The organism is Noviherbaspirillum humi (assembly GCF_900188095.1).
GTDB classification, from domain to species: Bacteria; Pseudomonadota; Gammaproteobacteria; order Burkholderiales; family Burkholderiaceae_D; genus Noviherbaspirillum; species Noviherbaspirillum humi.
The window spans coordinates 24,079-47,976 of record NZ_FZOT01000022.1; the positions used below are offsets into that span (position 1 = coordinate 24,079).

At 63.6% G+C, this 23,898-nt stretch carries 31 protein-coding genes; 28 read left to right on the forward strand and 3 right to left on the reverse strand.

Going from position 1 to position 23,898, the window contains the following annotated elements; genetic code table 11:
* Positions 1-13: 13 nt before the first annotated feature.
* The gene (locus tag CHB88_RS21495) at positions 14-721 is read right to left on the reverse strand and encodes a S24 family peptidase (protein ID WP_245845149.1); all 708 of its coding nucleotides are present in this window, start codon (positions 719-721) and stop codon (positions 14-16) included.
* 88 nt (positions 722-809) lie between these two features.
* Here CHB88_RS21495 and CHB88_RS21500 point away from each other — a divergent pair, with 88 nt between their 5' ends.
* Positions 810-1,070, forward strand: a complete 261-nt coding sequence (locus tag CHB88_RS21500; RefSeq protein WP_089401408.1) for a transcriptional regulator — start codon at positions 810-812, stop codon at positions 1,068-1,070.
* Here CHB88_RS21500 and CHB88_RS24880 read toward each other — a convergent pair.
* Positions 1,042-1,371: a hypothetical protein gene (locus tag CHB88_RS24880; RefSeq protein ID WP_143131412.1), complete on the reverse strand. Its 330-nt coding sequence runs from the start codon at positions 1,369-1,371 to the stop codon at positions 1,042-1,044. The genes CHB88_RS21500 and CHB88_RS24880 overlap by 29 nt on opposite strands.
* A 31-nt stretch (positions 1,372-1,402) precedes the next feature.
* Positions 1,403-1,891: a hypothetical protein gene (locus CHB88_RS21505; protein ID WP_089401409.1), complete on the reverse strand. Its 489-nt coding sequence runs from the start codon at positions 1,889-1,891 to the stop codon at positions 1,403-1,405.
* A gap of 132 nt (positions 1,892-2,023) precedes the next feature.
* Here CHB88_RS21505 and CHB88_RS21510 point away from each other — a divergent pair, with 132 nt between their 5' ends.
* From CHB88_RS21510 to CHB88_RS21640, 27 genes are all read left to right on the forward strand, one after another.
* On the forward strand, positions 2,024-2,497 hold the full coding sequence (locus CHB88_RS21510; RefSeq protein WP_089401410.1) for a YmfL family putative regulatory protein: 474 nt from the start codon (positions 2,024-2,026) through the stop codon (positions 2,495-2,497).
* Between the two features lie 33 nt (positions 2,498-2,530).
* Complete coding sequence (locus tag CHB88_RS21515) at positions 2,531-2,809, forward strand: hypothetical protein (protein ID WP_089401411.1); 279 nt, start codon at positions 2,531-2,533, stop codon at positions 2,807-2,809.
* A complete protein-coding gene (locus tag CHB88_RS21520; protein WP_176442598.1) occupies positions 2,796-5,033 on the forward strand; it encodes a VapE domain-containing protein in 2,238 nt (745 codons plus the stop codon). Before CHB88_RS21515 ends, CHB88_RS21520 begins: the two co-directional genes overlap by 14 nt.
* Before the next feature lie 256 nt (positions 5,034-5,289).
* A complete protein-coding gene (locus tag CHB88_RS21525; RefSeq protein WP_143131413.1) occupies positions 5,290-5,493 on the forward strand; it encodes a hypothetical protein in 204 nt (67 codons plus the stop codon).
* Positions 5,490-5,858, forward strand: a complete 369-nt coding sequence (locus tag CHB88_RS21530; protein ID WP_089401414.1) for an antiterminator Q family protein — start codon at positions 5,490-5,492, stop codon at positions 5,856-5,858. The genes CHB88_RS21525 and CHB88_RS21530 overlap by 4 nt, the downstream gene beginning before the upstream one ends.
* A 162-nt stretch (positions 5,859-6,020) precedes the next feature.
* Positions 6,021-6,242: a hypothetical protein gene (locus CHB88_RS21535; RefSeq protein ID WP_089401415.1), complete on the forward strand. Its 222-nt coding sequence runs from the start codon at positions 6,021-6,023 to the stop codon at positions 6,240-6,242.
* Between the two features lie 12 nt (positions 6,243-6,254).
* Positions 6,255-6,845: a hypothetical protein gene (locus CHB88_RS21540; RefSeq protein WP_089401416.1), complete on the forward strand. Its 591-nt coding sequence runs from the start codon at positions 6,255-6,257 to the stop codon at positions 6,843-6,845.
* Between the two features lie 120 nt (positions 6,846-6,965).
* On the forward strand, positions 6,966-7,475 hold the full coding sequence (locus tag CHB88_RS21545; protein ID WP_089401417.1) for a terminase small subunit: 510 nt from the start codon (positions 6,966-6,968) through the stop codon (positions 7,473-7,475).
* Positions 7,429-9,447 carry a phage terminase large subunit family protein gene (locus tag CHB88_RS21550; protein WP_245845151.1) on the forward strand — a complete coding sequence of 673 codons (2,019 nt, stop codon included), beginning with the start codon at positions 7,429-7,431 and terminating at the stop codon, positions 9,445-9,447. Before CHB88_RS21545 ends, CHB88_RS21550 begins: the two co-directional genes overlap by 47 nt.
* 10 nt (positions 9,448-9,457) lie before the next feature.
* Complete coding sequence (locus CHB88_RS21555; RefSeq protein ID WP_089401418.1) at positions 9,458-9,673, forward strand: phage head-tail joining protein; 216 nt, start codon at positions 9,458-9,460, stop codon at positions 9,671-9,673.
* Between the two features lies 1 nt (position 9,674).
* Positions 9,675-11,108 (forward strand): phage portal protein, encoded by a 1,434-nt coding sequence (locus tag CHB88_RS21560; protein WP_176442599.1) that lies wholly within the window; start codon positions 9,675-9,677, stop codon positions 11,106-11,108.
* A gap of 57 nt (positions 11,109-11,165) precedes the next feature.
* A complete protein-coding gene (locus tag CHB88_RS21565; RefSeq protein WP_217900212.1) occupies positions 11,166-13,178 on the forward strand; it encodes a prohead protease/major capsid protein fusion protein in 2,013 nt (670 codons plus the stop codon).
* A 70-nt stretch (positions 13,179-13,248) separates the two neighbouring features.
* Positions 13,249-13,578 (forward strand): DUF2190 family protein, encoded by a 330-nt coding sequence (locus CHB88_RS21570; protein ID WP_089401420.1) that lies wholly within the window; start codon positions 13,249-13,251, stop codon positions 13,576-13,578.
* Between the two features lie 63 nt (positions 13,579-13,641).
* Positions 13,642-13,947, forward strand: a complete 306-nt coding sequence (locus CHB88_RS21575; RefSeq protein WP_089401421.1) for a head-tail joining protein — start codon at positions 13,642-13,644, stop codon at positions 13,945-13,947.
* Complete coding sequence (locus CHB88_RS21580; RefSeq protein WP_089401422.1) at positions 13,944-14,519, forward strand: hypothetical protein; 576 nt, start codon at positions 13,944-13,946, stop codon at positions 14,517-14,519. Before CHB88_RS21575 ends, CHB88_RS21580 begins: the two co-directional genes overlap by 4 nt.
* A 9-nt stretch (positions 14,520-14,528) precedes the next feature.
* Complete coding sequence (locus CHB88_RS21585) at positions 14,529-14,708, forward strand: DUF2635 domain-containing protein (protein ID WP_089401423.1); 180 nt, start codon at positions 14,529-14,531, stop codon at positions 14,706-14,708.
* The gene (locus CHB88_RS21590; protein ID WP_089401424.1) at positions 14,708-16,192 is read left to right on the forward strand and encodes a phage tail sheath subtilisin-like domain-containing protein; all 1,485 of its coding nucleotides are present in this window, start codon (positions 14,708-14,710) and stop codon (positions 16,190-16,192) included. The genes CHB88_RS21585 and CHB88_RS21590 overlap by 1 nt, the downstream gene beginning before the upstream one ends.
* A 12-nt stretch (positions 16,193-16,204) precedes the next feature.
* Positions 16,205-16,564, forward strand: coding sequence for a phage tail tube protein (locus CHB88_RS21595; protein ID WP_089401425.1), 360 nt, complete (start codon positions 16,205-16,207; stop codon positions 16,562-16,564).
* Entirely contained in the window at positions 16,561-16,833 is a 273-nt protein-coding gene (locus CHB88_RS21600) for a phage tail assembly protein (protein ID WP_089401426.1), read from the forward strand. The genes CHB88_RS21595 and CHB88_RS21600 overlap by 4 nt, the downstream gene beginning before the upstream one ends.
* A 152-nt stretch (positions 16,834-16,985) precedes the next feature.
* Positions 16,986-17,192: a hypothetical protein gene (locus tag CHB88_RS21605; RefSeq protein ID WP_089401427.1), complete on the forward strand. Its 207-nt coding sequence runs from the start codon at positions 16,986-16,988 to the stop codon at positions 17,190-17,192.
* 59 nt (positions 17,193-17,251) lie between these two features.
* Positions 17,252-18,847 (forward strand): phage tail tape measure protein, encoded by a 1,596-nt coding sequence (locus tag CHB88_RS21610; RefSeq protein WP_089401428.1) that lies wholly within the window; start codon positions 17,252-17,254, stop codon positions 18,845-18,847.
* Positions 18,848-20,020, forward strand: a complete 1,173-nt coding sequence (locus CHB88_RS21615) for a DNA circularization protein (protein WP_089401429.1) — start codon at positions 18,848-18,850, stop codon at positions 20,018-20,020. It abuts the gene before it with no gap.
* A 2-nt stretch (positions 20,021-20,022) separates the two neighbouring features.
* Positions 20,023-21,195 carry a phage baseplate assembly protein gene (locus CHB88_RS21620; RefSeq protein WP_089401430.1) on the forward strand — a complete coding sequence of 391 codons (1,173 nt, stop codon included), beginning with the start codon at positions 20,023-20,025 and terminating at the stop codon, positions 21,193-21,195.
* Positions 21,192-21,782, forward strand: a complete 591-nt coding sequence (locus CHB88_RS21625) for a phage baseplate assembly protein V (protein WP_217900213.1) — start codon at positions 21,192-21,194, stop codon at positions 21,780-21,782. Before CHB88_RS21620 ends, CHB88_RS21625 begins: the two co-directional genes overlap by 4 nt.
* Positions 21,783-22,250, forward strand: a complete 468-nt coding sequence (locus CHB88_RS21630) for a phage GP46 family protein (protein WP_089401431.1) — start codon at positions 21,783-21,785, stop codon at positions 22,248-22,250.
* On the forward strand, positions 22,250-23,305 hold the full coding sequence (locus CHB88_RS21635) for a baseplate J/gp47 family protein (protein ID WP_089401432.1): 1,056 nt from the start codon (positions 22,250-22,252) through the stop codon (positions 23,303-23,305). The genes CHB88_RS21630 and CHB88_RS21635 overlap by 1 nt, the downstream gene beginning before the upstream one ends.
* Positions 23,296-23,892, forward strand: a complete 597-nt coding sequence (locus CHB88_RS21640) for a YmfQ family protein (protein ID WP_089401433.1) — start codon at positions 23,296-23,298, stop codon at positions 23,890-23,892. The genes CHB88_RS21635 and CHB88_RS21640 overlap by 10 nt, the downstream gene beginning before the upstream one ends.
* The last annotated feature ends 6 nt before the right edge of the window (positions 23,893-23,898 follow it).

Sequence of the window (23,898 nt, forward strand, 5' to 3'; positions counted from 1 at the left end):
GTAGGGAATGCGGTTAAATTTGTTCACTTTGTTTATGCACGACTCGGCCAAGAATAATGCATGCCTCTCCTTCGCATCTCTTCTTTGGATAGCGTCGCTGATCCGAATTGTCGGATACCAACCACCAGAAGCCGATGTCCCGCTGCAGCCTCTTTATGACCGCTTCACCTTCGTAGTTCACAGCGAATACCGAGCCATCTTTAGGCTTCGTGTCGGCGGTGTTGATAACAACTGTATCCCCTTCATAAAGGCCTGGCTCCATGCTTTGGCCTTTTACACGTAAGGCAATCAAGTTTTCGCGGTAGTAGCCCCGCCCAGCAAGCCAATCATCACGAAAGAAAATTGGGTTTCCGTCTTCCTCGACTTCATCTATGGAGAAACCTGAGATGCCAGCTGAGAGGCGAAGTTTTACCTTTCTTATTTTGACTACCCCGGCTGGTATGTCATGTTCGCTAATGACTTGGACAGGAGCGAACTGAGGGCGTTGGCTTGGGTTGTCGCGGCCTGGGAGGCGCTTGTCACCTCTGCCTGTTACGAGCCAAACAGCGGAAAAGCCGGTCAAGTCCTCGATCGCTTGGGCATATTCAAGTTTGATCGACTTAATGCCGCCATTTAGCCACTGATTTGCAGTGCCCTTAGTGACGTTGGCAGCGCGTGCGAGATCAACTTGCGAGTAACCCGCATCGATGACCTCTTGTATCCGTTCGGCAAGTGTAGACATGTTTAGCACTCTAAACACATAGAGGTTTAGAGTGCTTGACTCCTTTCGGTATAGCGTTCTATACTGCAATTGTCTATTGGAAATTATCATGTGCCTAAGAACTGAACATGAAGCTTTAAAAGAAGCGATCTCTATCGTCGGCTCGGCGACCGCCTTGGCTGCAGGCTTGGGAATTACTAAGGGAGCGGTCTCGCAATGGAAGGAGAGCGCCAGAAAAGTCCCAGCTGAGCATTGCCCTGGCATTGAGCGGTTAACCAATGGAGCCGTGCGATGCGAAGAGCTCCGTCCAGATGTGGATTGGGGCTATATCCGCGCATCGATCACGCTGCCTTCCAAGGACGCTCCATGACAGTCAAGATGGTCTCGCTTCCCTCAACAGCCGACGCACCTGCAGCCAAGCCTTCCTTGATAGTCCACGCCGTCCAGCAATCTGGGCGAAATAGCGCCGCTTCGGCCGGGTCACATGTCGTGCGATGCGCTGGTCGGTCAACGCGCGCATCCGTTTCGTCAGTCTTTTGAGAGGTCGGGTCATGACTCACCTGGTAAGGGCACACGTCGACGCAGTGGTTTTCCATGAAAACGGCGTCTTCATCGAAGGTTCGGTTCCGGTTGATGACTTTTGGGTGAACTTTGGCGACCAGATTGGCCACGGTCACTTCGTCCTGCTTGAAGCTAGAGCGATCACGGGAAAAGGAACGTTCGCATTGCGTGAATTGCGTCCGGCGTGTGGTCCAGCCCCATGCCCAGTAATTTCATCGTTAGGTGTTTTATGGCGTCGGCAGGCAGCGATCGAAGCGCATCAGTCCATTTCTTCTTTTCTGGCGGCGGGAGATCCGATTTCTCGATCGTTAGCTCCATCAAAGACCTGATGGTGTCGTCATGAAGCTTAACCGTCACCGTACCCAGGATGGCACTCATGCCGCCGTCGTCGGCAAGGAAGTCCAGGCCGCGCGCAGTAATTCTGGACCCGGTCGAGGCGTAGTTGCCGTCCATGTACGACCGCAGTCCAGATTCGACCAATCCATGCTCCTCAAGGTAAAGCAGGTTGGCAATGCGGCGTTCGTTTACTTCGTCCGACAACTCGGGGGTAAAGACGCATTCACGAGTGTTCGGATATTCGACAGCAAGCAATTCAAGCAGCTCTCTTTGTAGAGCGCGATCGAGTTTCATGGGGGTTTCTTCGTTAAGAAGTTGTTGTTGGGGAATAGCAATGTATCACGGTGGAACTCCCGCCCTATTTGAAGTACCTACAGTTTAGTTGCCAAAAATAAATATCAAAACCACAAAGAAAGGGAGAGGTCGGTGGAACTTCGCAAAGCGTATCAAACGATGATCAAGGCCTTCGCCGGCGGCTGGGATGCCATGGCCGCGGCGCTCGGCACCTCTAAGGACAGCCTGGAAAACCGGATCTATGAGCGCAAGGGCCAGTCGATGCTGGTCGAGATCGCGCTGCAGATGCAGTCCTTCTCCGACACTACGCATTTCGCCGAAGCGATCGCCACCATCAGCGGCGGCACCTTCGTCAAGCTGCCGAACGTGGACCACGTCGACAATGACGACATCCTGGCCAAGATGAATCAACTGCACGTCGAACTCGGCCAGTGGTGCGGCAAGTTCGCCCTGGCGACCGCCGACGGCGAAATCGACACCCGCGAGCGCGCTGACCTGTCGGCCGTGGTCGATGCAATGCACCGCACGCTCGACGAGATCAAGGCGCTGACGTTCCGCGCCTACTGCCGCGACACCGACACCGTCCTGCTCAGATCCAAGGAGTAAGCGGTGATGGTCTCGATTCCGAAGAAAGTCCCTATGCCGCGTTTTCGCGGCTCGCGCAAGCCGGCCACGCAGCTGACCGATGCCATCCAGCGCATCCTCACCCGCGCCAAGTCCAGCCCGCATCCGTTTGCCGTATTCGTCAACGGCGGCGCCCTGGTGCTGTCGAACATGAATTCGCTTCACTTCAAAACCTTCCACCAGCGTTATCCGGACGCGCTAATCGCGATTTACGGACCCGGCCTGACCGTCACCGCCGTGCTGGACGATCTGCGCGAGCACTTCCCGGATGAGGTGGCGCATGACCACGCCTGACGCAATCATCGACATTGCGCTGGTGCCGGCGTCTCTGCGGCGCCGCTGCCAGTGGCTGCTCTGGCGCTTCGAGCCCGGTGACAAGAAGCCGAAGAAGATGCCGTATTACTCCAGCGGCAATCGCCGCGTTGGTAAGCAGGGCGATGAAGCCGACCGCGCCGCGCTCGTCACGCTTGACCAGGCGCTGCAGGTGGTTCAGGCCAGCAATGGCCGCTACTCTGGCGTTGGCTTCGCGTTTCTGCCTGGTGACGGCCTGATCGGTATCGATATCGATGGCTGCATCAAGCGCGAAACCGGCGAAATCACGGAAATGGCGCAGAAGATCATCGACGCCTGCGCCTCCTACACCGAATATTCGCCGTCGGGCACCGGCGTGCACATTATCGTGGCCGGTGAATCCGACACCTTTAAGTCGAACGAGATCGGCCTGGAAGTGTTTTGTGGACGTCAATACTTTACGTTCACCGCGAAGCCGTACATGGGGTGCAGCAGCGAGATTGCGCCGATCTCGGCGACCGTGCTCAACCGCCTGCGGATCACCGTCAAGGGCGCCAAGCATGTGGCGCGCACGGCAGCGGCTCCCATGGTCGGGCCTGTTGATGAGCGGGCCAAGCTGGAATCGGCGCTGGCGGTGATCCCAGCCGATTGCGGCTACGACGAGTGGATCCGGGTCGGCATGGGTATCTATGACGCTCTCGGCGAAGCGGGGTTAGGGGTATGGGACTATTGGTCGTCCAAAGCCAGCAAGTACGGCGGATTGAAAGACCTGGAGTCGCATTGGAAATCTTTCGGCGGCGGCAGCATCACGGCAGCGACAGTCTACAAAATGGCGGTCGACCGCGGCTGGCGGCCGCCGAAGCCGGCACGAGAAAAGCCGGTACCGGCACTGAAGGCCGCTTCTACCCCTGTCCCGGCTGGCGCGGTGGCGCCTGGTCCTCACGATGAAGATGAGAAGACGTGGCGCGATGGCCTGATCGTCAAGCCGCGCGGCGGCCTCGAGGATTGCAGGGAAAACGTCTACATCGTGCTGATGAATGACGATCAGCTGAAGGGGCTGATTGCCCTAAATGAATTCTCCCAGCTGCAGGTGAAACGCCGTGTGCCGCCCTGGGGTGGCGAGGTAGGCGAGTGGACCGAAGCGGACGATTTCAAGCTAGGCCATTACTTGGTCGATCACTACAACATCCTGATCAAGTCGGATGGCGCCATTGAAAAGGCAGTCGCCCAGGCGGCACGCGAGAATCAGTTCAATCCGGTGGTCGAGTATCTGCGCTCGCTAGAGTGGGATGGCGAACCGCGCCTGCATCTGTGGCTGACCGAGGCCATGGGCGCGGAGCCGACCCGGTACAACGCACTGATCGGGACGTTGTTTCTGATGTCGATGGTAGCGCGTGCTTTCCACCCTGGCTGCCAGATGGATTACATGCCGGTGTTCGAGGGCGGGCAGGGTGCCGGCAAATCGTCAGCCCTGCGCGTGCTCGGCGGCGACTGGTACAGCGAGACGCCGTTCAAGATCGGCGACAAGGATGCGTATTTAGCGATCCAGGGCGTGTGGCTGTACGAAATCGCGGAGCTGGATTCGTTCAACAAGGCCGACTCCACCTCCATCAAGGCCTTCATCACCAATAAAACCGACCGCTTCCGAGCGCCGTACGGGCGCCGCATGCTGAACGTCTTGCGTCGCACCTGCTTTGCCGCCACGACGAACCAGGACGAGTACCTGAAGGATTCCACAGGCAACCGGCGTAGCTGGCCGGTGCGCTGCGGCATGATCCAACTGGAGCGACTGGCCGAAATGCGCGATCAGCTGTTTGCCGAGGCGGTCAACCTGATCGATCAGGGGCATAAGTGGCACCCAACTCGCGAAGAGCAGCGCGAACTGATCGAGCCGGAACAGGAGGCACGCGAGCTGGCCGATCCATGGGAGCCGCGCATCCAGCGCTATGTCGATGGCCAGCCGTTGTACCTGGGCGGCACGCCGCCGGCCGGTGGAGCGATCAACGAGGTGACTTCGGAAGAGCTGCTCACCAAGGCGCTGGAGATTGAGATCGGCAAGATCAGCGGTGCCAAGACCGAGACCATGCGCATTGCTTCGGTCATGAAGCGGCTGGGATGGGAAAAGAAACGGCAGCCCAGCGGGCGCCGGGAGTGGTATTACGCCCGGCCAAAGGAGCTGCCGGTCGCGCCAGCGGAGCAAGGGGTAGAAGATGATTTGCCAATATAGCAGCAGCAATCCGTCTAACCCGTCCAACCGTCTAACCTCCGGTTTTGAGGTTAGACGGCGCAAACCAGCATGGCATAAGGCTTCGTCTAACCTCCTAACCTGCCTAACCTGTTTCCCACGTATACACGCGAGGCATGGGCCGTAATACAGCTATAGAAATAAAAAGTAGGTTAGGTAGGTTAGGAGGTTAGACGAAGCCATGTTCTAAAAGGCTTGCAGCCGTCTAACCTTGAAACGGCAGGTTAGGAGGTTGGACGTGAAGAAGGATTTGCGAAACGAGATACCGGAAGTCAGCCGCTTCATCGACTCGCTGCGGGATGCGTTCGGCAAGGAAATGATCGACGCTCAGATCCGCAAGGGCATGAAAGGCGAGCGAACCTTCTATGCACGCGAAAACGGCATCGAGCTCGGCACGAAGGTCTGCCAGGAAGTTAAACATGAACAAGGAGATGGCAAATGATCGAATGGGTACATGTGCGCCTGGAGCGCTGGGGCGAATGGGCATCGGGCCGGCAGAGAATTGGCGGATGCGGCATCTCGTCGGCGTATCAGCTGGTGCATGCGCGCAGCACGGCCACGCCGGACCCGCTGGCGCATGGGGAAGAGATGGAAATTGATGCGGCGCTGGCCGCCATCAAACTGCGCCGCCCACAGCTGTATGACGTCGCCTATGCGCGCTATGTACAGTGCCTGTCAAATCTCACCATTGCTGGGCGCACGCACTGCCACGTCGACACCGTGTACAACCGCCTGAACGCGCTGCATAAACTGATCGACAAGCATATAACCGAGCGCCGCGCAAGAGCCGTACGCAGGGCCGCGTGAAACTTTTCTGGAAAACGGCGTGCAGCAGAGGGCTAGAAACCCTCCGAGAAAACCCCTACGATTCCGCTACACTTTGCAGCGCGTACGAAATGAAGAAATAACCGAACATTTTCGAACTCGCCGCATCCCAGTTTCATGTGTCTCCTCCAGCTCTCCCTTGAGATGGATTTCGCCGCCACGCTGATTCAGCCTGGCGGCTTTTTTATTCCTGAAGGATTGGCGATGGGTAAAGCACGTTGGATCGGCGAGCCGCAGAAATGCGGCCATCCCGGATGCAAGGACAAGCAGGAACAGCCGCACGACGGCTTCTGTCCTGCGCACCTGCGCCAGTACTTCGCCATCCGCCCGCCCAAGCGTGGCAACCCGCCGCAAGCTGCCCGGTAACGATCGCCGCCGATGCTCTTCGCCTCCGTCAAGCACAACATCGCCGAGGTCGTCAAAGGCCTGAACGACGTGGCCAAGACGCAGCTGCCATTCGCGATTGCCAAGGGGTTGACGGACACGGCCAAGGAAGTGCGCATCAAGATGACCGATGCGCTGCCGAACCAGTTCGACAAGCCGACGCCGTTTACCATGCGCGCCTTCGGCTATACGCCAGCGACCAAGGCCAGGCAGATCGCCACCGTGTTCGTGCGGCATGAGCAATTGAAATACCTGCAGTTTCAGATTGATGGCGGCGTGCGCTCGCCAGCCCGGCGCGCGCTGCTGATCCCGAAAGGGGTGCGCCTGAATCAATACGGCAACATGACGCGCGGCGCGATCAAGAAGCTGTTATCTCGGCCCGATGTCTTCAGCGGCAAAGTCGATGGCGTGCCCGGCATCTATCAGCGCAAGGGTGGCAAGGTGATCCTGCTGGTGGCGTATGCGGACCAGGTGAAGTACCGGCGTCGCTATCCGTTCGCCGAGATCGGCCAGCGCGCTGTCTCGAAAGCCTTCGATGGCCACTTCAGCGCCGCCATTGCGAAGGCAGTGGCCACCATGCGATGAGGCCCGGGTGGTGCGCGGGTCCTTCCGCGGGGTCCCGGGCGCACGGGTAATTCGCACCCCGATCGCGCGCTACTTACAAAAATTTGCTTAGGGGGTTGTGTGGTAGATCTGCAGGCGACCATGACACAAGGTGCCTTTGGCAACTTGGTCGGGATTAGCCAGCAGGCCGTCAGCGACATGCTGTCTCGCGGCGTCATCCAGCCTGGCGGTACTGCCGGCGACTGGCTTGCCCAGTATTGCCACCACTTGCGCGAGCAGGCGGCGGGCCGGGCTGCGGCCGGTGACCTCGACCTGGCGGCTGAACGTGCAAGATTGGCTAAGGCGCAGCGCGAAAAAATTGAGATGCAGAACGAGGTTACCCGTCGCATGCTCGCATCTGTCGATGTTCTGCAGGAAGTTGTCGCCCGATCCGGGCGCCGCATATCAGGCGTCCTCGAAGCGATCCCTGTGCAATTGAAACGCCGCTCCAGTCTGACGCCAGATGACCTCGACTTCATTACCCGCGAGATCGTCAAGGCTCGCAATCAGGCGGCGAGCATCACGGTCCTCGATTTGCTAGATGAGGACGACGTAGAGGACCCTGATGGGACGGAAGATCAATCTGAGGCTGGTGGACCTGACGGAGATTGACAAGGCACTACGTGCCGGTCTGCGTTCTCTGGCTGCGGTCGAGCCGATCAGCCTGTCCGATTGGGCTGCAAAGCATTTCTACCTGTCGGCGGAATCTTCCTACGTCGAGCAGCGCTGGCAGGCGTACCCGTACCAGCACGCGATCATGAATGCGATCTCCAATGACGAGATCGAAGAAGTGACGTTCATGAAATCGGCGCGGGTCGGGTACACCAAGATGATCCTGGCGGCGATCGGCTACTTCGCCGAGCACAAGCGCCGGAACCAGGCGCTGTGGCAGCCGACCGATGACGACAGCGACGAGTTCTGCAAGACGGAACTCGAGCCGATGATCCGCGACGTGCCGGTAATGGAAACGGTGTTTCCCGGATTTCTGGCCAAGAGCAAGGACAACACGCTCAAGCAGAAGCGCTTCCTGGGATCCAGCCTGCACCTGCGCGGCGGCAAGGCGGCGAAGAACTACCGCCGGCTGTCGGTCGACGTCGCCATCCTCGACGAGCTCGACGGCTTCGATATCGACGTCGAGAAGGAAGGCAGCCCGGTGACCCTGGCGCGCAAGCGCATCGAGGGCGCCACCTTCCCGAAACTGGTGACCGGCTCCACGCCGAAGCTGAAAGGCTTCTCGCTGATCGAGGCCCGCTTCGATCAGGCTGATAAACGCTTCTACGTGCACGTGCCGTGCCCGCACTGCGGCGAGATGATCCGCCTGCGCTGGGGCGGCAAGGACAAGGCGTTCGGCTTTAAATGGGTGAACGACGACCCGGACACCGTCATGCATGCATGCGAGCAGTGCGGCGGCCTGATGTCGCAGGCGGATTATCTGGCAGGCTGGCAGCACAGCCGCTGGATCGCCGCTGACGGCACCTGGATTGACGACCAGAGCAACTACCGCGACGCGGCGGGCGAGCTGATCGCCACGCCCAAGCGCATCGGCTTTCACATCTGGACCGCGTACAGCCCGCAAACGAGCTGGGCGCAGATCGTGCGCGAATTCCTGTCGGCCAAGACCAAGGCGTCGGGCGGTGACAAGTCGGAACTGAAAACTTTCGTCAACACTACGCTCGGCGAGACGTGGGAAGAGGAGGTCGAGAAGGCCGACCTGCATGCGCTGATGGCCCGGGCGGAAAGCTACCCGCTGCGCCAGGTGCAGATGGGCGGGCTGGTGCTGGTGGCCGGCGTCGACACGCAGGACAACCGCTTCGAGGTGGTGGTCTGGGCGATCGGGCGCGGCGAGGAGATGTGGGTCGTCGATTACATGGTGATCGAAGCCAACCCGGCCGACGAGCGCGACTGGGACAAGCTGGGCACGTACCTGGACACGAGATTTGACCACGTCGCCGGCGGCAGCCTGCGCATCGAGGCGGCGGCGCTCGACACCGGTGGCCACTTCACGCACCAGGCCTACAACTTCGTGCGCCATGCGGGTGCCAGCAGCCGGATCTACGCGATCCGCGGCGAGCCGAGGCAGGGCCACCCGGTCAAGGGCCGCGCGTCGATGCAGGACGTGAACTGGCGCGGCAAGGTCATCAAAAACGGCATCAAGCTGTGGCACGTCGGCACCGACACGGCAAAGGATCTGCTGTTCGGGCGGCTGAAGGTGACGCAGCCCGGGCCTGGCTACGTGCACTTCTCGAAGGATTTGCCGGCGGAGTTCTATCACCAGCTCACCGCCGAAGTGCGCATGCTGCAGAAGGTGGCGTCCGGCGAGCAGTACCGCTGGGTGAAGGTACGGCAGCGCAACGAGGTGCTCGACTGCACGGTGTACGGCATCTTCGCCGCGCACACGCTGGACCTGCACCGCTATACCGAGCGCATGTGGCAGAAGCTGGAAGAAGTGGTGCAGCCGAAAAACGGCGATCTGTTCGGCGAGTCGCCGGCCGCGCCGGCGCTTCCGGCACCGTCCGCCCGCCCGGCCGCCTCGGGTCGAAGTGCCGGCAACGGCTGGCTGGATGGCCTCGAGGTCAACTTATAGAGATTTCAACATGGCATTTTCCGTTCAAGACCTGCAGAACCTCGACAACGCGATCAAGACCGGGCGCCGCCGCGTGAAGTATGCGGACAAGGAAGTCGAGTATCGTTCGATGGCCGAGATGATGGAGGCCCGTTCCTTCATCCAGGGCGAACTGGAAAAATCCGGGCAGCTGTCTTCCAGTTCGCGCACCAGCAACACCAGCTTTGCTTCTTTCGGACGGGACTGACGTGAATCTACTCGACAAGATCGTGGCCGCCGTCGCCCCGGTGGCCGGGGTCAAGCGGGCGCAGGCGCGACTGGCGCTGGAACACGCACGCGCCTATGAAGCCGCCAAGACCGGGCGCCGCACTGCCGGCTGGACCACGCCGAGCAGCTCGGCCAACACCGAGATCGGCCCGGCGCTCGAGCGCGTGCGCAACCGCGCCCGCGACCTGGTGCGCAACAATGAGTATGCGGCGCGCGCCATCAGCGTGCTCACGACCAGCATTGTCGGCACCGGGATCCAGGTCGGCATGGGCAAGTCGCAGGACCTGTGGAACCGCTGGGTCGACGAGTGCGACGCCGATGGCCAGCTTGACCTGAACGGCATTCAGGCGCTGGTCGCGCGCTGCTGGAAGGAATCCGGCGAGACCCTGGTGCGGCTGCGCTACCGCAAGCCCGATGACGGCCTGTCGGTACCGCTGCAGCTGCAGGTGCTGGAGCCGGACTACCTGATCACGGTCAACGAGCTCACCGCCAACGGCAACGTCATCATCGCCGGCGTCGAATACGACCTGCTTGGCCGGCGTGTGGCGTACCACATGTGGCGCACGCACCCGGGCGAAACCGGCTACAACGGCAGCCAGGCGCGGGTGCGGATCCCGGCCACCGACATCCTGCACGTGTACCAGAAGGATCGGCCGCAGCAGGTGCGCGGCATGCCGGCACTCGCCGTGTCGATGATGCGCACGAGAGATTTGTCCGACTACGAGGACGCCGAGCTGGTGCGCAAGAAGATCGAAGCGTGCTTTTCCGTGTTCGTGCGCACCGATGATCCGGTGCGCACCATTGGCGCGCCGGGTGACACGCCCGACGCGCGCCGCATCGAGAAGCTCGCGCCCGGCATGATCAACTATGTCAAGGGCAGCGAAGAGATCACCTTTGCCAATCCGCAGGCCAACGGCGCGTACGGCGAATACACCCGCACGCAGCTGCACGCAATCGCGGTCGGTGCCGGCGTCACCTACCAGCAGCTGACCGGCGACTTAAGTCAGGCCAACTTCAGCTCGATGCGCGGCGGCCGCATTGAATTCAATGCGCTGATCGACCAGGCGCAGTGGCTCACCTTCATTCCGATGTTCATGAAGCCGGTGATTCGTGCGTTCGGCGAAGCGGCACTGCTGGTCGGCAAGAAGGACGTGAAAGGCATTACGCCGAAATTCACCACGCCGAAACGCCCGTTCATCGACCCGGTGAAGGAAGTGCTGGCGCTCAAGGAGCAGCTGGCCAGCGGCATGATCTCGCCGTCGGAGGTGATCCGCAGCATGGGCTACGACCCGCAGGAAGTCTGGGAAGAAATCAAGCGCGACACCGAGACCATGCAAAAGCTCGGCATCTCGCCCGACAAGACGGCGGGCCTGAGCCTGAAGGAAGTAATGCTCCAGCCCAACGCCGCCGAGTAAGGCGGCTTACTGAACCGATCAGCCCGCCTTGCGCGGGCTTTTTCATTGGAGAAGGCAATGCCTCAAGAGCAACAGCAACAGCAGCGAGAAGCGCTGCCGATGCAGCACCGCCTGGCGCCGGTCAACACGGTCGACGCCGAGTCGCGCACCGCGAAGCTGACCTGGACCACCGGCGCCGGCGTGCGCCGCTATGACTGGTACCGCGACCGCTACTACATGGAAGAGTTGAGCCTGGACCCGGCGCACATCCGCATGGGCCGCTTCCAGTCGGGCAGCGCGCCGCTGCTCAACAGTCACAGCCAGTACGACCTGTCCGACGTCATCGGCGTGATCGAAAGCGCCGACGGCGCGCAGGCAACCGTGCGGTTTTCCAAGCGCGCCGACGTCGAGCCGATCTTCCAGGATGTGCAGGACGGCATCCTGCGCAACATTTCCGTCGGCTACGCCACCTACGCGCGCGAAATGATCGCGCCGGCCAATGAAGGCGACGACTGGATCTACCGCGCCATCGACTGGGAGCCGATGGAGCTGTCGATTGTGCCGATCCCGGCCGACCCCGGCGCGCAGGTCAGGAGCGCCACCGATTCGAAACTCCCGGTTTTTGAAGTTACCACCTTGGCATCGGGCAGTGCTGATGCCGCCACCCACCACCTCAGAAAGGATAGCAACATGCCTGAATCCCAAGGCCAGAATCCGGCGGCAACCCAGACCGCTGGCGCCCCCCAGCAGCCCGCTGACAATCAGCGCGCCCAGGACCAGCTGCGCGAAGAAGCCGCCCGCGCCGAGCGCGAGCGCATCGTCGGCATCGAAGCCGCCGTGCGCGCCGGCCGCCTGGACAACAGCGCCGAGCTGATCGCGCGCTTTCGCGATGCCGGCACCTCGGTCGACGCCGTGCGCGCCGAAGTGCTGCGCCTGATCGACGAGCGCCAGGCCGCGCAGGACGTGCGCAGCGCCGCCCAGATCGAAACCGTGCGCGACCAGACCGACGTGCGCCGCGCCGCCGTCGCCGAGGCGCTGCTGCACCGCTCCAACCCGCGCGCCGAATTGTCCGACGCTGCCCGCCAGTACCGCGGCTACGGCCTGTCGGAGCTGGCCCGCCGCGTGCTGGAAGACCAGGGCGTCAACACCCGCGGCCTGAACAAGCGCGAAGTCGCCGTGATCGCCATGGGTCTGGACCGCGACCTGGCCGCCCGCGCCGGCATGATGGGCGTGTCGGACTTCCCGGCAATCCTCGCCAACACCGTCAACCGCACGCTGCGCAACGGCTACGCGCTGGCGCCGCGCACCTTCACCCGCTGGGCCCGCCAGTCGTCCGCGCCGGACTTCCGCACCATGACCCGCACCGCGCTGTCCGACCTGTCGGCATTCAGCAAGGTCAAGGCCGGCGAGAACTACGCGTATGGCAACCTTGGTGACAGCGCCGAAGGATATTCTGTCGAGAAATACGGCGAGATCGTCGCGCTGACCTGGGAAACCATCGTCAACGACGACATGGACATGGTCAGCCGCATCCCGATGGCCATGGGCGCCGAAGCCGCGCAAACCGAGAGCGACGTCGTCTACAACGTGCTGCTGGCCAACGCCGCGATGGCCGACGGCGTGGCGCTGTTCCACGCGACCCATGCCAACCTGGCCGGCGCCGGTGCCGCGATCTCCGACGTCAGCCTGGGCGCCGGTCGCGCCGCGATCCGCAAGCAGACCGCGCCGAAAGGCCGTCCGCTGAACCTGGCGCCGTCCATCCTGCTGGTCGGTCCGGACAAGGAAGTCGAGGCGAACAAATACACCAGCGCGTCCTTCGTGGCCGCCAAGGCCGGTGACATCAATCCGAACTTCAACACCTCGCTCGAAGTCGTGACCGAGCAGCGCCTGCAGGGCAACCAGTGGTACCTGCTGTGCCAGGCCGGCGGCCTGATCGACACCGTCGAATACGCGTACCTCGAGGGCGAGGAAGGCCTGTTCACCGAGCAGCGCCAGGGCTTCGAGGTCGACGGCCTCGAGATCAAGGCACGCCTGGTGATCGGCGCGAAAGCGATCGACTTCCGCGGCATGTACAAGAACCCGGGCGCCTGATCGCGACTGACGCCCCGCGCGGCGCCGTGCTGGCGCCGCCTTTTCCCCTTCAAGTTTAGAAAGGCAAGCAATGAAAAACTACGTGCAAAACGACGACAACATCAAGGTTGTCGCCCCGCGCGCCGTCAATGCCGGCGAGCTTGTGCTGCTCGTCTCCCTGTTCGGCGTGGCAGTCGATTCCGCCGCCAACGGCGCCGACGTCGTCATCGTCACCGAAGGCGTGTTCGACCTGACCGCGCTCGGCACCGATACCGGCGCTGTCGGCACCAAGGTGTACTGGGACAACGTCAACTTCCGCGTCACCACCACCTCCGCCGGCAACACCTTCATCGGCGTGCTGACCAAGGCCAAGGCCAACGGCGAGACCACCGCCCGCGTGCGCCTGTCCGATCCCTCCTGATCGGGCGGATTGACGTGACCCGGCTGCCGGCCGACGCCGGCAGCATTCCCCCAGGAGACGCACGTGTCGTGGTCTGAAGAAGATTTCTTTGCCGCGTTCAGCGATGCCGGCATGCTGACGGCGGCGGTGTATCAGCCGGCCATCGGCAATCCGGTACCGCTGCAGGTCGGCTTCGTGCAGCCCGACGTCCTGCTGCTTGACGAGCGCGTGCAGGCGTCGCAGGTCGAGATTGAGTTCGAGACCGCCCGGGCGCCGCTGATGCGCCAGGGTGACACGATCGTCATCGGCAACGACGTCTACCGGGTGCGCGGCACGCCCACCAAGAAAGCGGATGGTTATTTCAGCACCGTCCAGATAGGCAAGACATGAGCCAACGGAAAGCGATCCGCCACGCGCTGTGCGAGCTGCTGGACACGGTGCCGGTACTGTCCGGCCGGGTGTTCGCCTCGCGCACGCACCCGGTCGATGCGGAGTCTCCGGGCGCGCTGCCGTGCGTGCTGGTGTACACCGAGCGCGATCCGGGCGAATACATCGATGGCTACCGCCATGGACGAGATCTGGCCATTCGCATCGTCGTCATCGCGCGCGCCGACCAGGACGCCGACGACGTGCTGGATGACCTGTGCGACGCCATCGAGGATGCGATCGAAGCGGCGATGAACGGATCCGTGTTGCCGGCGCCGGACTTCGTGTCGCTGGTCGACCAGTGCCCGTATATCGACACCGAGCTGAAATACGGCGGCGACGAAGGCCGCGCCGACCTGGTGCACGCGGAGATGACCTATACCGCGCGCTACATCCGCTCGCCGGCGCAGTCGTTCCCGGGTTTCGACACCTTGCAGGTGGCCATCGACATGGCCGGCCCGCGCAACGAGCCGCAGCTGCCCAGCCGTCCCGATGGCCAGATCGATGCCGTCGCCACCATCCCCCTTCCTCAATAGGAGCTATCCATGAAAGTGTTTCCCGTCGCAGGGAGGCTGGTGCGCGACCCCGCAACCGGCCGCGAAGTGACCGACCCCGCCGGCACCGAGGTGCCGGACAACGATCCGTTCTGGCTGCGCCGTCTGGCCGATGGCGATGTCTCCGCCCAGCCGCAAACCGCCGATAACGCCTCTCAAGGAGCCAAGTGATGTCTGACGCCGCCATCTCTTTCAATCAGATCCCGGTGAACCTGCTCACGCCTGGCCAGTATGTCGAATTCGACAACAGCCGCGCCATCGGCGGGCTGGTCAACATGCCGCAGCGCATCCTCTTGATCGCCGCCATGCTGGCCGCCGGCACCGCGTCGGCCAACGTGCCGTTCCAGGTCAGCTCGGCCAACGCCGGCATCGCCGCCCTGGGCCGCGGCTCCATCGGCGCGGCCATGGTGTCGCGCCTGTTCGATGTCACCGATGCGATCGAGACCTGGGTGCTGCCGGTGGCCGACAATGGCGCCGGCGTGGCCGCCACCGGATCACTCGCCATCACCGGCGCGCCGACGGCGGCCGGCGTAGTGAACCTGTATGTGGCCGGCCAGCGCGTGCAGGTGGCGGTGTCGACGTCCGATACGCCGACCACGATTGCCACCGCGATCGCCGCCGCGATCAACGCCAACGCCGACCTGCCGGTGACCGCCACCAGCAGCACCGGCAACGTCACCGTGACCAGCCGCCACAAGGGTACGCTGGGCAACGACATCGACCTGCGGTTGAACTATTACCCGCTGTCGGAAGCCACGCCTGCCGGCATCGCGATTGCCATTACCGCCATGGCCAATGGCGCGGGCGACCCGAGCATTGCGACCGCCCTGGCCAACATCGGCGCCACGCAATACAACACGATCATCATGGCGTTCAACGACGCGAGCAACGTCGCGTTGATGGAAACCGAACTGAACACGCGCTGGGGTCCGCTGTACCAGAACGATGGCCACTGCCACATCGGCCTGCGCGGCACCGTCGGTTCGCTCAACACGGCGCTGTCATCCCGCAACAACCCGCACATCACCAGCTGGACCTGCGAGACCGGCGGCGAGCCCGGCCCGGTGTGGGAAAAGGCGGCACTGGCCGGCGCGCTGTCGGCGTATTACCTCGCCATTGACCCGGCCCGCCCGCTGCAGACGCTGGTGCTGCCGGGCCGCCTGCCGGCTTCAGCCGACAAGCGGTTCACCCGCGCCGAGCGCAACAACATCCTGTCGTATGGCGGCGCCACCACCATCGTCGACGGCGGCGGCAACGTCGTCATCGAGCGCGCGGTGACGAACTACAAGACCAACAGCAGCGGCATCGTCGACCCGAGCTACCGCGACATCGAAACGATGTACACGCTGTCGCTCATGCGCTACCAGGTGCGCGCGCGTATTTCGCAGAAGTTCCCGCGCTACAAGCTGGCCAGCGACGGCACGCTGACCGCGCCCGGTCAGGCCGTGGTGACGCCGAAGATCATCCGCGCCGAGCTGATCGCGCTGGCGCTGGACTGGGTCAGTGCCGGCCTGATGGAAGACATCGAGCAGTTCAAGGCCGACCTGCTGGTGGCGAGAAACGGCACCGATGTCAACCGCATCGACGTGCAGCTGCCGCCGAATCTTGTGAACCAATTTAGGGTCTTCGCCGCGCAGATCCAATTCCGACTGTAAGGAGTCAACCCCATGTCCAAAATGTTTGGTCGTGCCTTCATCCGCGTCAACGGCCTGACGCTGGCCAGCCTGCCGGGCACCGGCAAGCTGGATCCGGGCGGCGTCGAGCGCACCCCGGTGGTCGGCGATTACGGCTTTCTCGGCTATACCGAGAAGCCGGTACACGCCGAGATCGAGTGCGACATCATCGTCGACGCCAACACCGATATCGTCGCGCTCAACCGCACGGCGGATGCCAGCGTCACCTTCGAGTGCGACAGCGGGCAGGTGTTCATCGTGCGCAACGCCAGCCTGGCCATGCCGGTCAAGCCGCAGTCCGGTGACGGCAAGGCGTCGGTGAAATTCATCGGCAGCGCCGCGGAGCAGGCATGAAGACCTACACGCTCTCGTTTCCGGTCAACGCGCCTGACGGCGGCACCATCACCGAGCTGACGCTGCGTCGGCTGAAGGCCAAGGAGATGAAGGCGGTCGATCTCAGCCCCGCCGACGGCAAGGTCGGCGGCATCCTGAAATACGTCGCCATCATGTCGAACGTGCCGCTGGCGGTGATGGATGAACTCGATGCGGCCGACGCGCTGCAGATCGTCGGGGAGGCAGCCGATTTTTTGGCGCCTGGCACTGGCGCGACGCCGTCGTCCTGATCGCCTACATCTTTCATTTCCCGCCCAGCGACATCTGGGAGATGGATGGTGCGGAGATCGACTTCTGGGCTGCTGAAGCGCAGAAGATTGCGGAAGCGCAGCGCGCGCAGGACTGACCGTTGCAGTCCGTTATTTTTTGCTACCATGTCCGCATGGACAAGCACATCGATAACGGCCTGCCGGTCACCCTGCCCACCGACCCCAAGCGCGGCGTCGTCTCCAGCCTGCTGATTGCCGGGACGTACGTCACCGGCCTGCTCGGGCTCATCCCGGCGCTGTTAATCCTGCTGGTGCTGGGCGGCGTGTCGTTCGTCGGCGTCCGATTCCTCTGGCAGTTCGCGCACTTGCTGGCGAGCTGATCCGACTTCATTCCTTCGAAACCCGCCTGATGGCGGGTTTTTTGTTTTTAAAGCGAACCATGGCGCAGACCAAGACCGAAATCGTCATTTCCGCCGTCGACAAGGCGACCGCGACGCTGAACCAGGTCGGCGCCAAGCTGGAAGGGTTGATCAAGCCGGCCGGCGACGTGCACAAGGCGCTGGGCAAGCTGTATGACGCCACGGGAGTCGGTGCGGTCAAGTCGGCCGTCGGCAACCTGTCGAAGTCGCTGGTGGGTCTGGCCACCAGTACGGTCGGCATTGCCGGCGTGTATTCCGGCACCATCGGCGAGATCCTGCGCTTTGGCATTACCGCCGCCGAGACCGCCGACCAGGTCGGAGACTTGGCCGAGAAGTACCAGGTGCACGCCAACACGCTGCAGGTGTTCGGCGCGCTGGTCGAAGAAGACGGCGGCACCATGGAAGACGCCGCGGCGGCGATCGGCAAGCTGAAGAAAGCCATGAACGAGGCTACGCATGGCGGCAAGGAGCAGGCCGCCGCCTTCGCCGGCGTCGGCATCTCCGTGGCCGAGCTGCGCTCCATGAAGCCGGAGCAGGTGATGGAGCGCATGGCCGGCGCCTTCAAGGGGTCGGAAAACGACCTGGCCAAGCAGGCGGTGCTGCTGGAGCTCATGGGCAAGAATGGCCAGACCATGATGGGCACTTTCAACCGCGGCGCCGACGGCATCAAGAACAAGTTCGCCGAGATGCGGGCCGATGGCCGGCTGTTCACCGAAGACCAGCTGCAGCAGGCCGATGCGTTCGACAAGACCTGGAAGCGGCTGCAAGGCACCTTCAACGGCATCAAGACGGCGCTGGGCCTGCGCCTGGCGGAAAAGCTGCAGCCGATGTTCGAGAACATCCAGAAGTGGGTGGTGGCGAACCGGGCGCTGATCGACAGCAAGTTCGACGCCTTCTTGCAGAAGCTGCCGGCGATGATCGATCTCGGCGTGCAGATGTTCAAAGGCCTGTGGGGCGTGGCGCAGCTGGTGGGCAGCGCATTCAAGACGCTCAACAGCGTGCTGGGCCCGACCGGCACCACGCTGGCGATGCTGGGCGGGATCATGTCGCCGGTGATCCTGGCGGCCGGCAGCCTGGCATGGGCGGTGGGCGGCGTGGCGGTCAAGATCGGCATGCTGGCGTGGCAGTTCGCGCCGGCGGCGATAGCGGCGCTCAAAACCCTCTGGGTGGTGATGCGCGCGCATCCGATCGGCGCGATCATCGCTGCCGTCGTCGGGCTGGGCGTCATCGTCTACCAGAACTGGGACAGCATCGTCGACTACGTCAGCGGCGCGTGGAACCGGATCAAATCGGTGTTCAGCGTCAATTTTTTCGACGGCATCATCCAATTGTGGATGGAATCCTGGCAGGCACTGGGCAACGGCATCCTCGGCATCATCAAGTCGATCCTGCCGGACAAGCTGATGCCGGAGGCGCTGAAAAACTTCAATTTCACCTTCGCCACCGATCGCGCCAACGGCATGACGGCAGCGCAGGCGGCCAAGAACAAGACCGAGGTCGGCGGCACGCTCAAGATCCAGGTCGAGGGCGGGCAGGCCAAGGTGACGGAACTGACCAAGACGGGCGATGCGATGGATATCGACGTGATGGCCGGCATCATGATGGCGGGGGCATAGATGGCATGGCGAGATAACCTGCGGCCGGCGAGCTTTCGCGGTGTGCCGTTTTCCGTCGATGGCGCCACGCTGAACGCTGGCCGGCGCCTGGCACGGCACGAATATCCGCAGCGCGACATCCCGTACATGGAAGACATGGGCCGCAAGGCGCGGGAATACAAGGTCGAGGCGCTGATCGTCGGCGCCGACTACATGGCCGGCCGCGACCGGCTGCTGGCCGCGATCGAGGAAGCGGGGCCGGGCCAGCTGGTGCACCCGTACTACGGCACCCTGTCGGTGGTCGTCAGCGGTGACGTGCAGCTGACGGAAACCACCCGCGAAGGCGGCATGGTCAAGGTGACCATGACCTTCGTGGAGGCTGGCCAGCAGGAAACGCCGCAGGCCAGCACCGATACCCGGGCCGTGCTCGATGACCAGAAGCAGGCCAGCGGCGAGGCGATTGCGGACAGCTTCGCCAGCGATTTCTCGGTCGACGATGTCCAGGATTTCGTGGCGCAGGATGCGCTCGATTCGGTTGGCAAGTTGCTGAAGCTACCCGGCGTGGCGCTGGGCAACCTGGCCATGCTGCGCGCCAATCCGGTGTCGGCGCTGGCCGCGTTGTTGCCCGAGAATCTCGCCGGCTCGCTGCTGAATCCGGCGGCGCTGGCGCGGGGCATCCTGGCGCTGGTGCGCAGCGCCTCCGACCTGACAGCGCTGCTCGGCTTTGCCTTGCCGGCGATTGCCAGCAGCGCAGTCACGCCGTCGAGAAAGGCGCAGGCCGGCAACCGCGCCGCACTCTCTGGCCTGGTGCAGCAGGCAGCGGCGGTCGAGCGCGTGTATACGCTGGCCACGACCGAGCCGCAAACCCTGACGGAAGCGAGAATGCTGCGCGCCGAGATCGTCAGCCGCGCCGATGCGGTACTGCTGGCCGACGGCATTTCGCAGGATGCGGCCGATGCCATTGTGCAGCTGCGCACCGATGCGATTAAACACTTCAGCAGGCAGACGGCCGGCGTGCCGCAGCTGGTGAGCATCACGCCGCGCGCGGTGCTGCCCAGTGTCGTGCTGGCGCACGATTTTTATGGCGATGCCTGGCGTGACGCCGCCCGCGATGCGGACCTGGTGGCGCGTAACCGGGTGCGCCATCCGGGCTTCGTTGCCGCCGGCGCGCCGCTGCAGTTCATTAACGAATAACCATGACGCCATCCAATCTGTTGACGCTGCGAGTCGGCGGGCAGGTGTTCGCCGGCTGGAAGGCGATCACCGTGCGCACCGGCATCGAGCAGCTGGCCGGCACCTTCGAGCTCGGCATCACCGAGCGCTGGCCCGGTCAGCCGAAGGACTGGGTGATCCCGCCAGGGGAAGCGTGCTCCATCGAAATCGGCGACGACACGGTCATCTCGGGCTATGTCGACGCGGTGGCGGTCAGCTACGACGCCAACGCGCATGACATCAAAGTCACCGGGCGGGACCGGGCCGGCGATCTGGTCGACTGTTCGGCGCCGTCGACGGCGTTTGCCAATCAGACCTTCGAGCAGATCGCCAGCGCGCTGTGCACGCCGTACGGCATCGAGGTGTTCGACGAGACGGTCGGTGGCAAGAAGCTGACCACCAAGCAGAAAAAGGCGGGCAAGAAGGGCACGCCGCCGAAGAAAGCACGGGTTGCCGGGCACGTGCCGAAGCAGGCGTGCCAGAACGGCGAGACGGTGTTCAAAACGCTGGAAAAGCTGGCCCGCAACGAAGGCGTGCTGCTGGTGTCCGATGGCGAAGGTGGCCTGGTCATCACGCGCGCCGGCATGGGTGGCCATTGCGCCACCGTGCTCGAGCAGGGCAAGAATATCCTGCGTGCGTCGTTCGAGCATAGCCACGCGGCACTGTTCAGCGAGATCACGGTGAAAGGGCAGGCGGCGGCGGCCGGCGCCGGCAAATTTGATCTGAGCACGGCCGCACCGAAAGCGACGGTCGCCCGCGCACCAGGTGCAAAGACGGGCAACTCGCAGATCACGCGCTATCGACCCTTGATCATCCTGGCGGAGACGCAGGCCGATGCCCGGCGCTGCCGGCTGCGCGCCGAATGGGAGGCGGCCAACCGGGAAGCGAAGTCGAAAAAGGTGGTCATCACCGTGCAGGGCTGGCGCGAGCCGGATACCGGCGAGCTGTGGCAGATCAACAAGATGGTGCGCGTGAAATGCCCATGGATGCGGCTCGATGGCTGGTGGCTGATTTCATCGGTCACCTACAAGCTCGACGAGGGCGGCTCCACGGCGGATTTGTCCCTGGTGTCGGACAAGGCATTTGACCAGCTGCCGGAAATCCCGGATCCCGCCGCGGGTGCAACAGTCAGCAAATTTCAGGTGGTCAAAAAATGATTGAAATGGTGAACCGGCTGACCGAGGACATGCGCAACCGCGTGCGGCTGATGGTGGGCCGGGCGATCCTGTCCGTCGTCAATGATGCCGGCGCGATCCAGACCGCGCAGGCGCAGCTGCTGGCCGACGAGGTGCAGGATGATGCCGAGCGCATCCAGGAGTATGGCTTCACCTCGGTGCCGCTGCCGGGCGCCGAGGCGGTGCTGGCGTTTGTCGGCGGCAATCGCGATCACGGCCTGATCATCGCCGTCGACGACCGGAGATATCGGCTGACGGGGTTGGCCGGCGGTGAAGTGGCAATTTATGACGACCTTGGCCAGAAGGTGCATTTAACCCGCGACGGCATCGTGGTCGATGGTGCCGGGAAGCAGATCACCTTCACCAACACGCCGAAGGTGCGCATCGAGGCGCAGCTGGAGGTGACGCAGAACATCGTCGGCCAACAGAACATCACCGCCACCCAGAACATCGCCGACCAGGGCGGCGGCACGGGCAAGACGATGGCATCCATGCGCAGCACCTACAACAGCCACACCCACAACGATCCGCAGGGCGGCACCGTCAATACCCCGAATCAGGCAATGTAAATGGACATCGAACTGTTCTGGAATGGCCCCGGCGCGCGCGCCGATATCGGCTTTGCCGGCGGAGACGTAGCCTGCGACCACGACATCAAGACCGCGGTGCTGTTATCTCTATTTACCGATCGCCGCGCCGAAGGCGACGATGCGCTGCCGGATCCGGCGGCGTCTCGCCGCGGCTGGTGGGGCGATGCGCTGGATGGCGTCGGCGCCGGGCGCCGCATCGGTTCGCGGCTGTGGCTGCTGGGCCGCGAAAAACAACTCCCCGAAATCGTCGCTCGCGCCCGCGAGTATGCACAGGAGGCGCTGCAGTGGCTCGTCGATGACGGCGTCGCCAGCAGGGTGACGGTCGATGCGCAAATCGTGGCGCCCGGCGTGCTCGGACTGGCCGTGACGGTGATTCGCGAGCGGCGCGCGCCGCAGAAATTCCGCTTCGAGTTCGCCTGGACCGATGCCAACCAAGTGAGGAGCTGATGCCTTTTAACCGTCCCACCCTTCAAACGCTGATCGACCGCGCGCTGGCCGACATGAACAGCCGGCTGCCCGAGGGCGATTCCCGCCTGGCCGCCAGCGTGCTGAACGTGCTGGCCTACGTCAACGGCGGCGCGGCCAGCGGCCTGTACGGGTACCTCGACTGGCTGTCGGCGCAGCTCATGATCGACACCTGCGAGCAGGAATACCTCGATCGCTGGGCCGGCATCTGGGGCGTCACCCGCACCGCCGCGGCGCCTGCCACCGGCAACGTCACGCTGACCGGATCTGCCGGCGCCACGGTGCCGGCCGGCTCGCTGCTGCAGCGCGCCGATGGCCAGCAATTCCGCACCAGCGCCGACGTCACGCTGTCCGCCGGTACCGGCACCGCCGCGGTGACCTCTATCGCCAGCGGCGCGGCCGCCAATACCGCGGCGGGGGTGGTCCTGGTGCTGGTGTCGCCGGTCGTGGGCGTGAATTCGTCGGCCAGCGTGGCCACCGGCGGCCTGAGCGGCGCGGCCGATGCCGAAGCCGACGACGCGCTGCGATCCCGGCTGCTGGCGAGAATCCAGACCCCGCCGCATGGCGGCAGCAGCAACGATTATCTGTCCTGGTCTCTGGAAGTCGCCGGTGTCACGCGCGCCTGGGTGTATCCGCAGGAGCTCGGCGCCGGTACGGTGACCGTGCGCTTCGTGCGCGACAACGACACCAGCCTGATCCCGGATGCGGGCGAGGTGGCGACGGTGCAGGCGTATCTCGATGCGCGGCGCCCGGTGACGGCGCAGGTGACGGTGGCCGCGCCGATCGCCGATACCCTGAATTTCCAGATTCAGGCGGTGAGCCCTAACACGGCGGCGGTGCAGGCGGCGATCCAGGCGGAACTGGCGGACCTGCTGCTGCGCGAAGCCACGCCGGGCGGCACGCTGTACCTGTCGCATATCCGTGCCGCCATCAGCGCCGCCGCCGGTGAGGCGAATCACGTGCTGGTGTCGCCAAGCGCCGATGTCGTCAGCGCCACCGGCCACATGCCGGTCATGGGAGCGATCACATGGCTGTAAGTGCGATCGACTACCTGCGCCAGCTGCAAGCGCTGCTGCCGCACGGCGCCGTCTGGCCGAGAAACGATGACGCGGCGCTGACCCGGCTGCTGCAGGCGGCAGCCGATGAACTGGCGCGCATCGATGCCCGCTCCGAGCAGCTGGTGAGTGAAGCCGATCCGCGCACCACCGCCGAGCTGCTGGCCGACTGGGAGCGAAATGCCGGCCTGCCGGATCCGGCGCTGGTGGTCGCCGGCCTGTCGCAAAGCGTGGCGCAGCGCAGAACGGCACTGGTGACCCGGCTGACGACCGTCGGCGGGCAGTCGCCGGCGTATTTCATCGCGCTGGCCGGCGCGCTCGGCTACACGGTGACGATCACCGATTTCAAACCATTCCAGGCGGGGGTAAGCCGCTGCGGCGCCCGGCTCACCAACGGCGCGTGGCGGCATGCCTGGCAGGTCAACGGGGCGCTCAACACCGTCACGCCATTTCGGGCCGGCCAGTCGGCGGCGGGTGATCCGCTCAATGCCTGGGGCAACCAGCTGCTCGAGGCCGTGCTGAGCCGGTTCAAGCCGGCGCACACGACCGTCCTCTTCGCTTACTCGTAAGGAGAA

Excerpts from the sequence above, each read along its gene's own strand:
- CHB88_RS21495 (WP_245845149.1), bottom strand. The coding sequence starts at position 721 with ATGTCTACACTTGCCGAACGGATACAAGAGGTCATCGATGCGGGTTAC.
- CHB88_RS21500 (WP_089401408.1), top strand. The coding sequence starts at position 810 with ATGTGCCTAAGAACTGAACATGAAGCTTTAAAAGAAGCGATCTCTATC.
- CHB88_RS21505 (WP_089401409.1), bottom strand. The coding sequence starts at position 1,891 with ATGAAACTCGATCGCGCTCTACAAAGAGAGCTGCTTGAATTGCTTGCT.
- CHB88_RS21515 (WP_089401411.1), top strand. The coding sequence starts at position 2,531 with ATGCCGCGTTTTCGCGGCTCGCGCAAGCCGGCCACGCAGCTGACCGAT.
- CHB88_RS21520 (WP_176442598.1), top strand. The coding sequence starts at position 2,796 with ATGACCACGCCTGACGCAATCATCGACATTGCGCTGGTGCCGGCGTCT.
- CHB88_RS21530 (WP_089401414.1), top strand. The coding sequence starts at position 5,490 with ATGATCGAATGGGTACATGTGCGCCTGGAGCGCTGGGGCGAATGGGCA.
- CHB88_RS21535 (WP_089401415.1), top strand. The coding sequence starts at position 6,021 with ATGGATTTCGCCGCCACGCTGATTCAGCCTGGCGGCTTTTTTATTCCT.
- CHB88_RS21540 (WP_089401416.1), top strand. The coding sequence starts at position 6,255 with ATGCTCTTCGCCTCCGTCAAGCACAACATCGCCGAGGTCGTCAAAGGC.
- CHB88_RS21545 (WP_089401417.1), top strand. The coding sequence starts at position 6,966 with ATGACACAAGGTGCCTTTGGCAACTTGGTCGGGATTAGCCAGCAGGCC.
- CHB88_RS21550 (WP_245845151.1), top strand. The coding sequence starts at position 7,429 with ATGGGACGGAAGATCAATCTGAGGCTGGTGGACCTGACGGAGATTGAC.
- CHB88_RS21555 (WP_089401418.1), top strand. The coding sequence starts at position 9,458 with ATGGCATTTTCCGTTCAAGACCTGCAGAACCTCGACAACGCGATCAAG.
- CHB88_RS21565 (WP_217900212.1), top strand. The coding sequence starts at position 11,166 with ATGCCTCAAGAGCAACAGCAACAGCAGCGAGAAGCGCTGCCGATGCAG.
- CHB88_RS21570 (WP_089401420.1), top strand. The coding sequence starts at position 13,249 with ATGAAAAACTACGTGCAAAACGACGACAACATCAAGGTTGTCGCCCCG.
- CHB88_RS21580 (WP_089401422.1), top strand. The coding sequence starts at position 13,944 with ATGAGCCAACGGAAAGCGATCCGCCACGCGCTGTGCGAGCTGCTGGAC.
- CHB88_RS21585 (WP_089401423.1), top strand. The coding sequence starts at position 14,529 with ATGAAAGTGTTTCCCGTCGCAGGGAGGCTGGTGCGCGACCCCGCAACC.
- CHB88_RS21590 (WP_089401424.1), top strand. The coding sequence starts at position 14,708 with ATGTCTGACGCCGCCATCTCTTTCAATCAGATCCCGGTGAACCTGCTC.
- CHB88_RS21595 (WP_089401425.1), top strand. The coding sequence starts at position 16,205 with ATGTCCAAAATGTTTGGTCGTGCCTTCATCCGCGTCAACGGCCTGACG.
- CHB88_RS21600 (WP_089401426.1), top strand. The coding sequence starts at position 16,561 with ATGAAGACCTACACGCTCTCGTTTCCGGTCAACGCGCCTGACGGCGGC.
- CHB88_RS21605 (WP_089401427.1), top strand. The coding sequence starts at position 16,986 with ATGGACAAGCACATCGATAACGGCCTGCCGGTCACCCTGCCCACCGAC.
- CHB88_RS21610 (WP_089401428.1), top strand. The coding sequence starts at position 17,252 with ATGGCGCAGACCAAGACCGAAATCGTCATTTCCGCCGTCGACAAGGCG.
- CHB88_RS21615 (WP_089401429.1), top strand. The coding sequence starts at position 18,848 with ATGGCATGGCGAGATAACCTGCGGCCGGCGAGCTTTCGCGGTGTGCCG.
- CHB88_RS21620 (WP_089401430.1), top strand. The coding sequence starts at position 20,023 with ATGACGCCATCCAATCTGTTGACGCTGCGAGTCGGCGGGCAGGTGTTC.
- CHB88_RS21625 (WP_217900213.1), top strand. The coding sequence starts at position 21,192 with ATGATTGAAATGGTGAACCGGCTGACCGAGGACATGCGCAACCGCGTG.
- CHB88_RS21630 (WP_089401431.1), top strand. The coding sequence starts at position 21,783 with ATGGACATCGAACTGTTCTGGAATGGCCCCGGCGCGCGCGCCGATATC.
- CHB88_RS21635 (WP_089401432.1), top strand. The coding sequence starts at position 22,250 with ATGCCTTTTAACCGTCCCACCCTTCAAACGCTGATCGACCGCGCGCTG.
- CHB88_RS21640 (WP_089401433.1), top strand. The coding sequence starts at position 23,296 with ATGGCTGTAAGTGCGATCGACTACCTGCGCCAGCTGCAAGCGCTGCTG.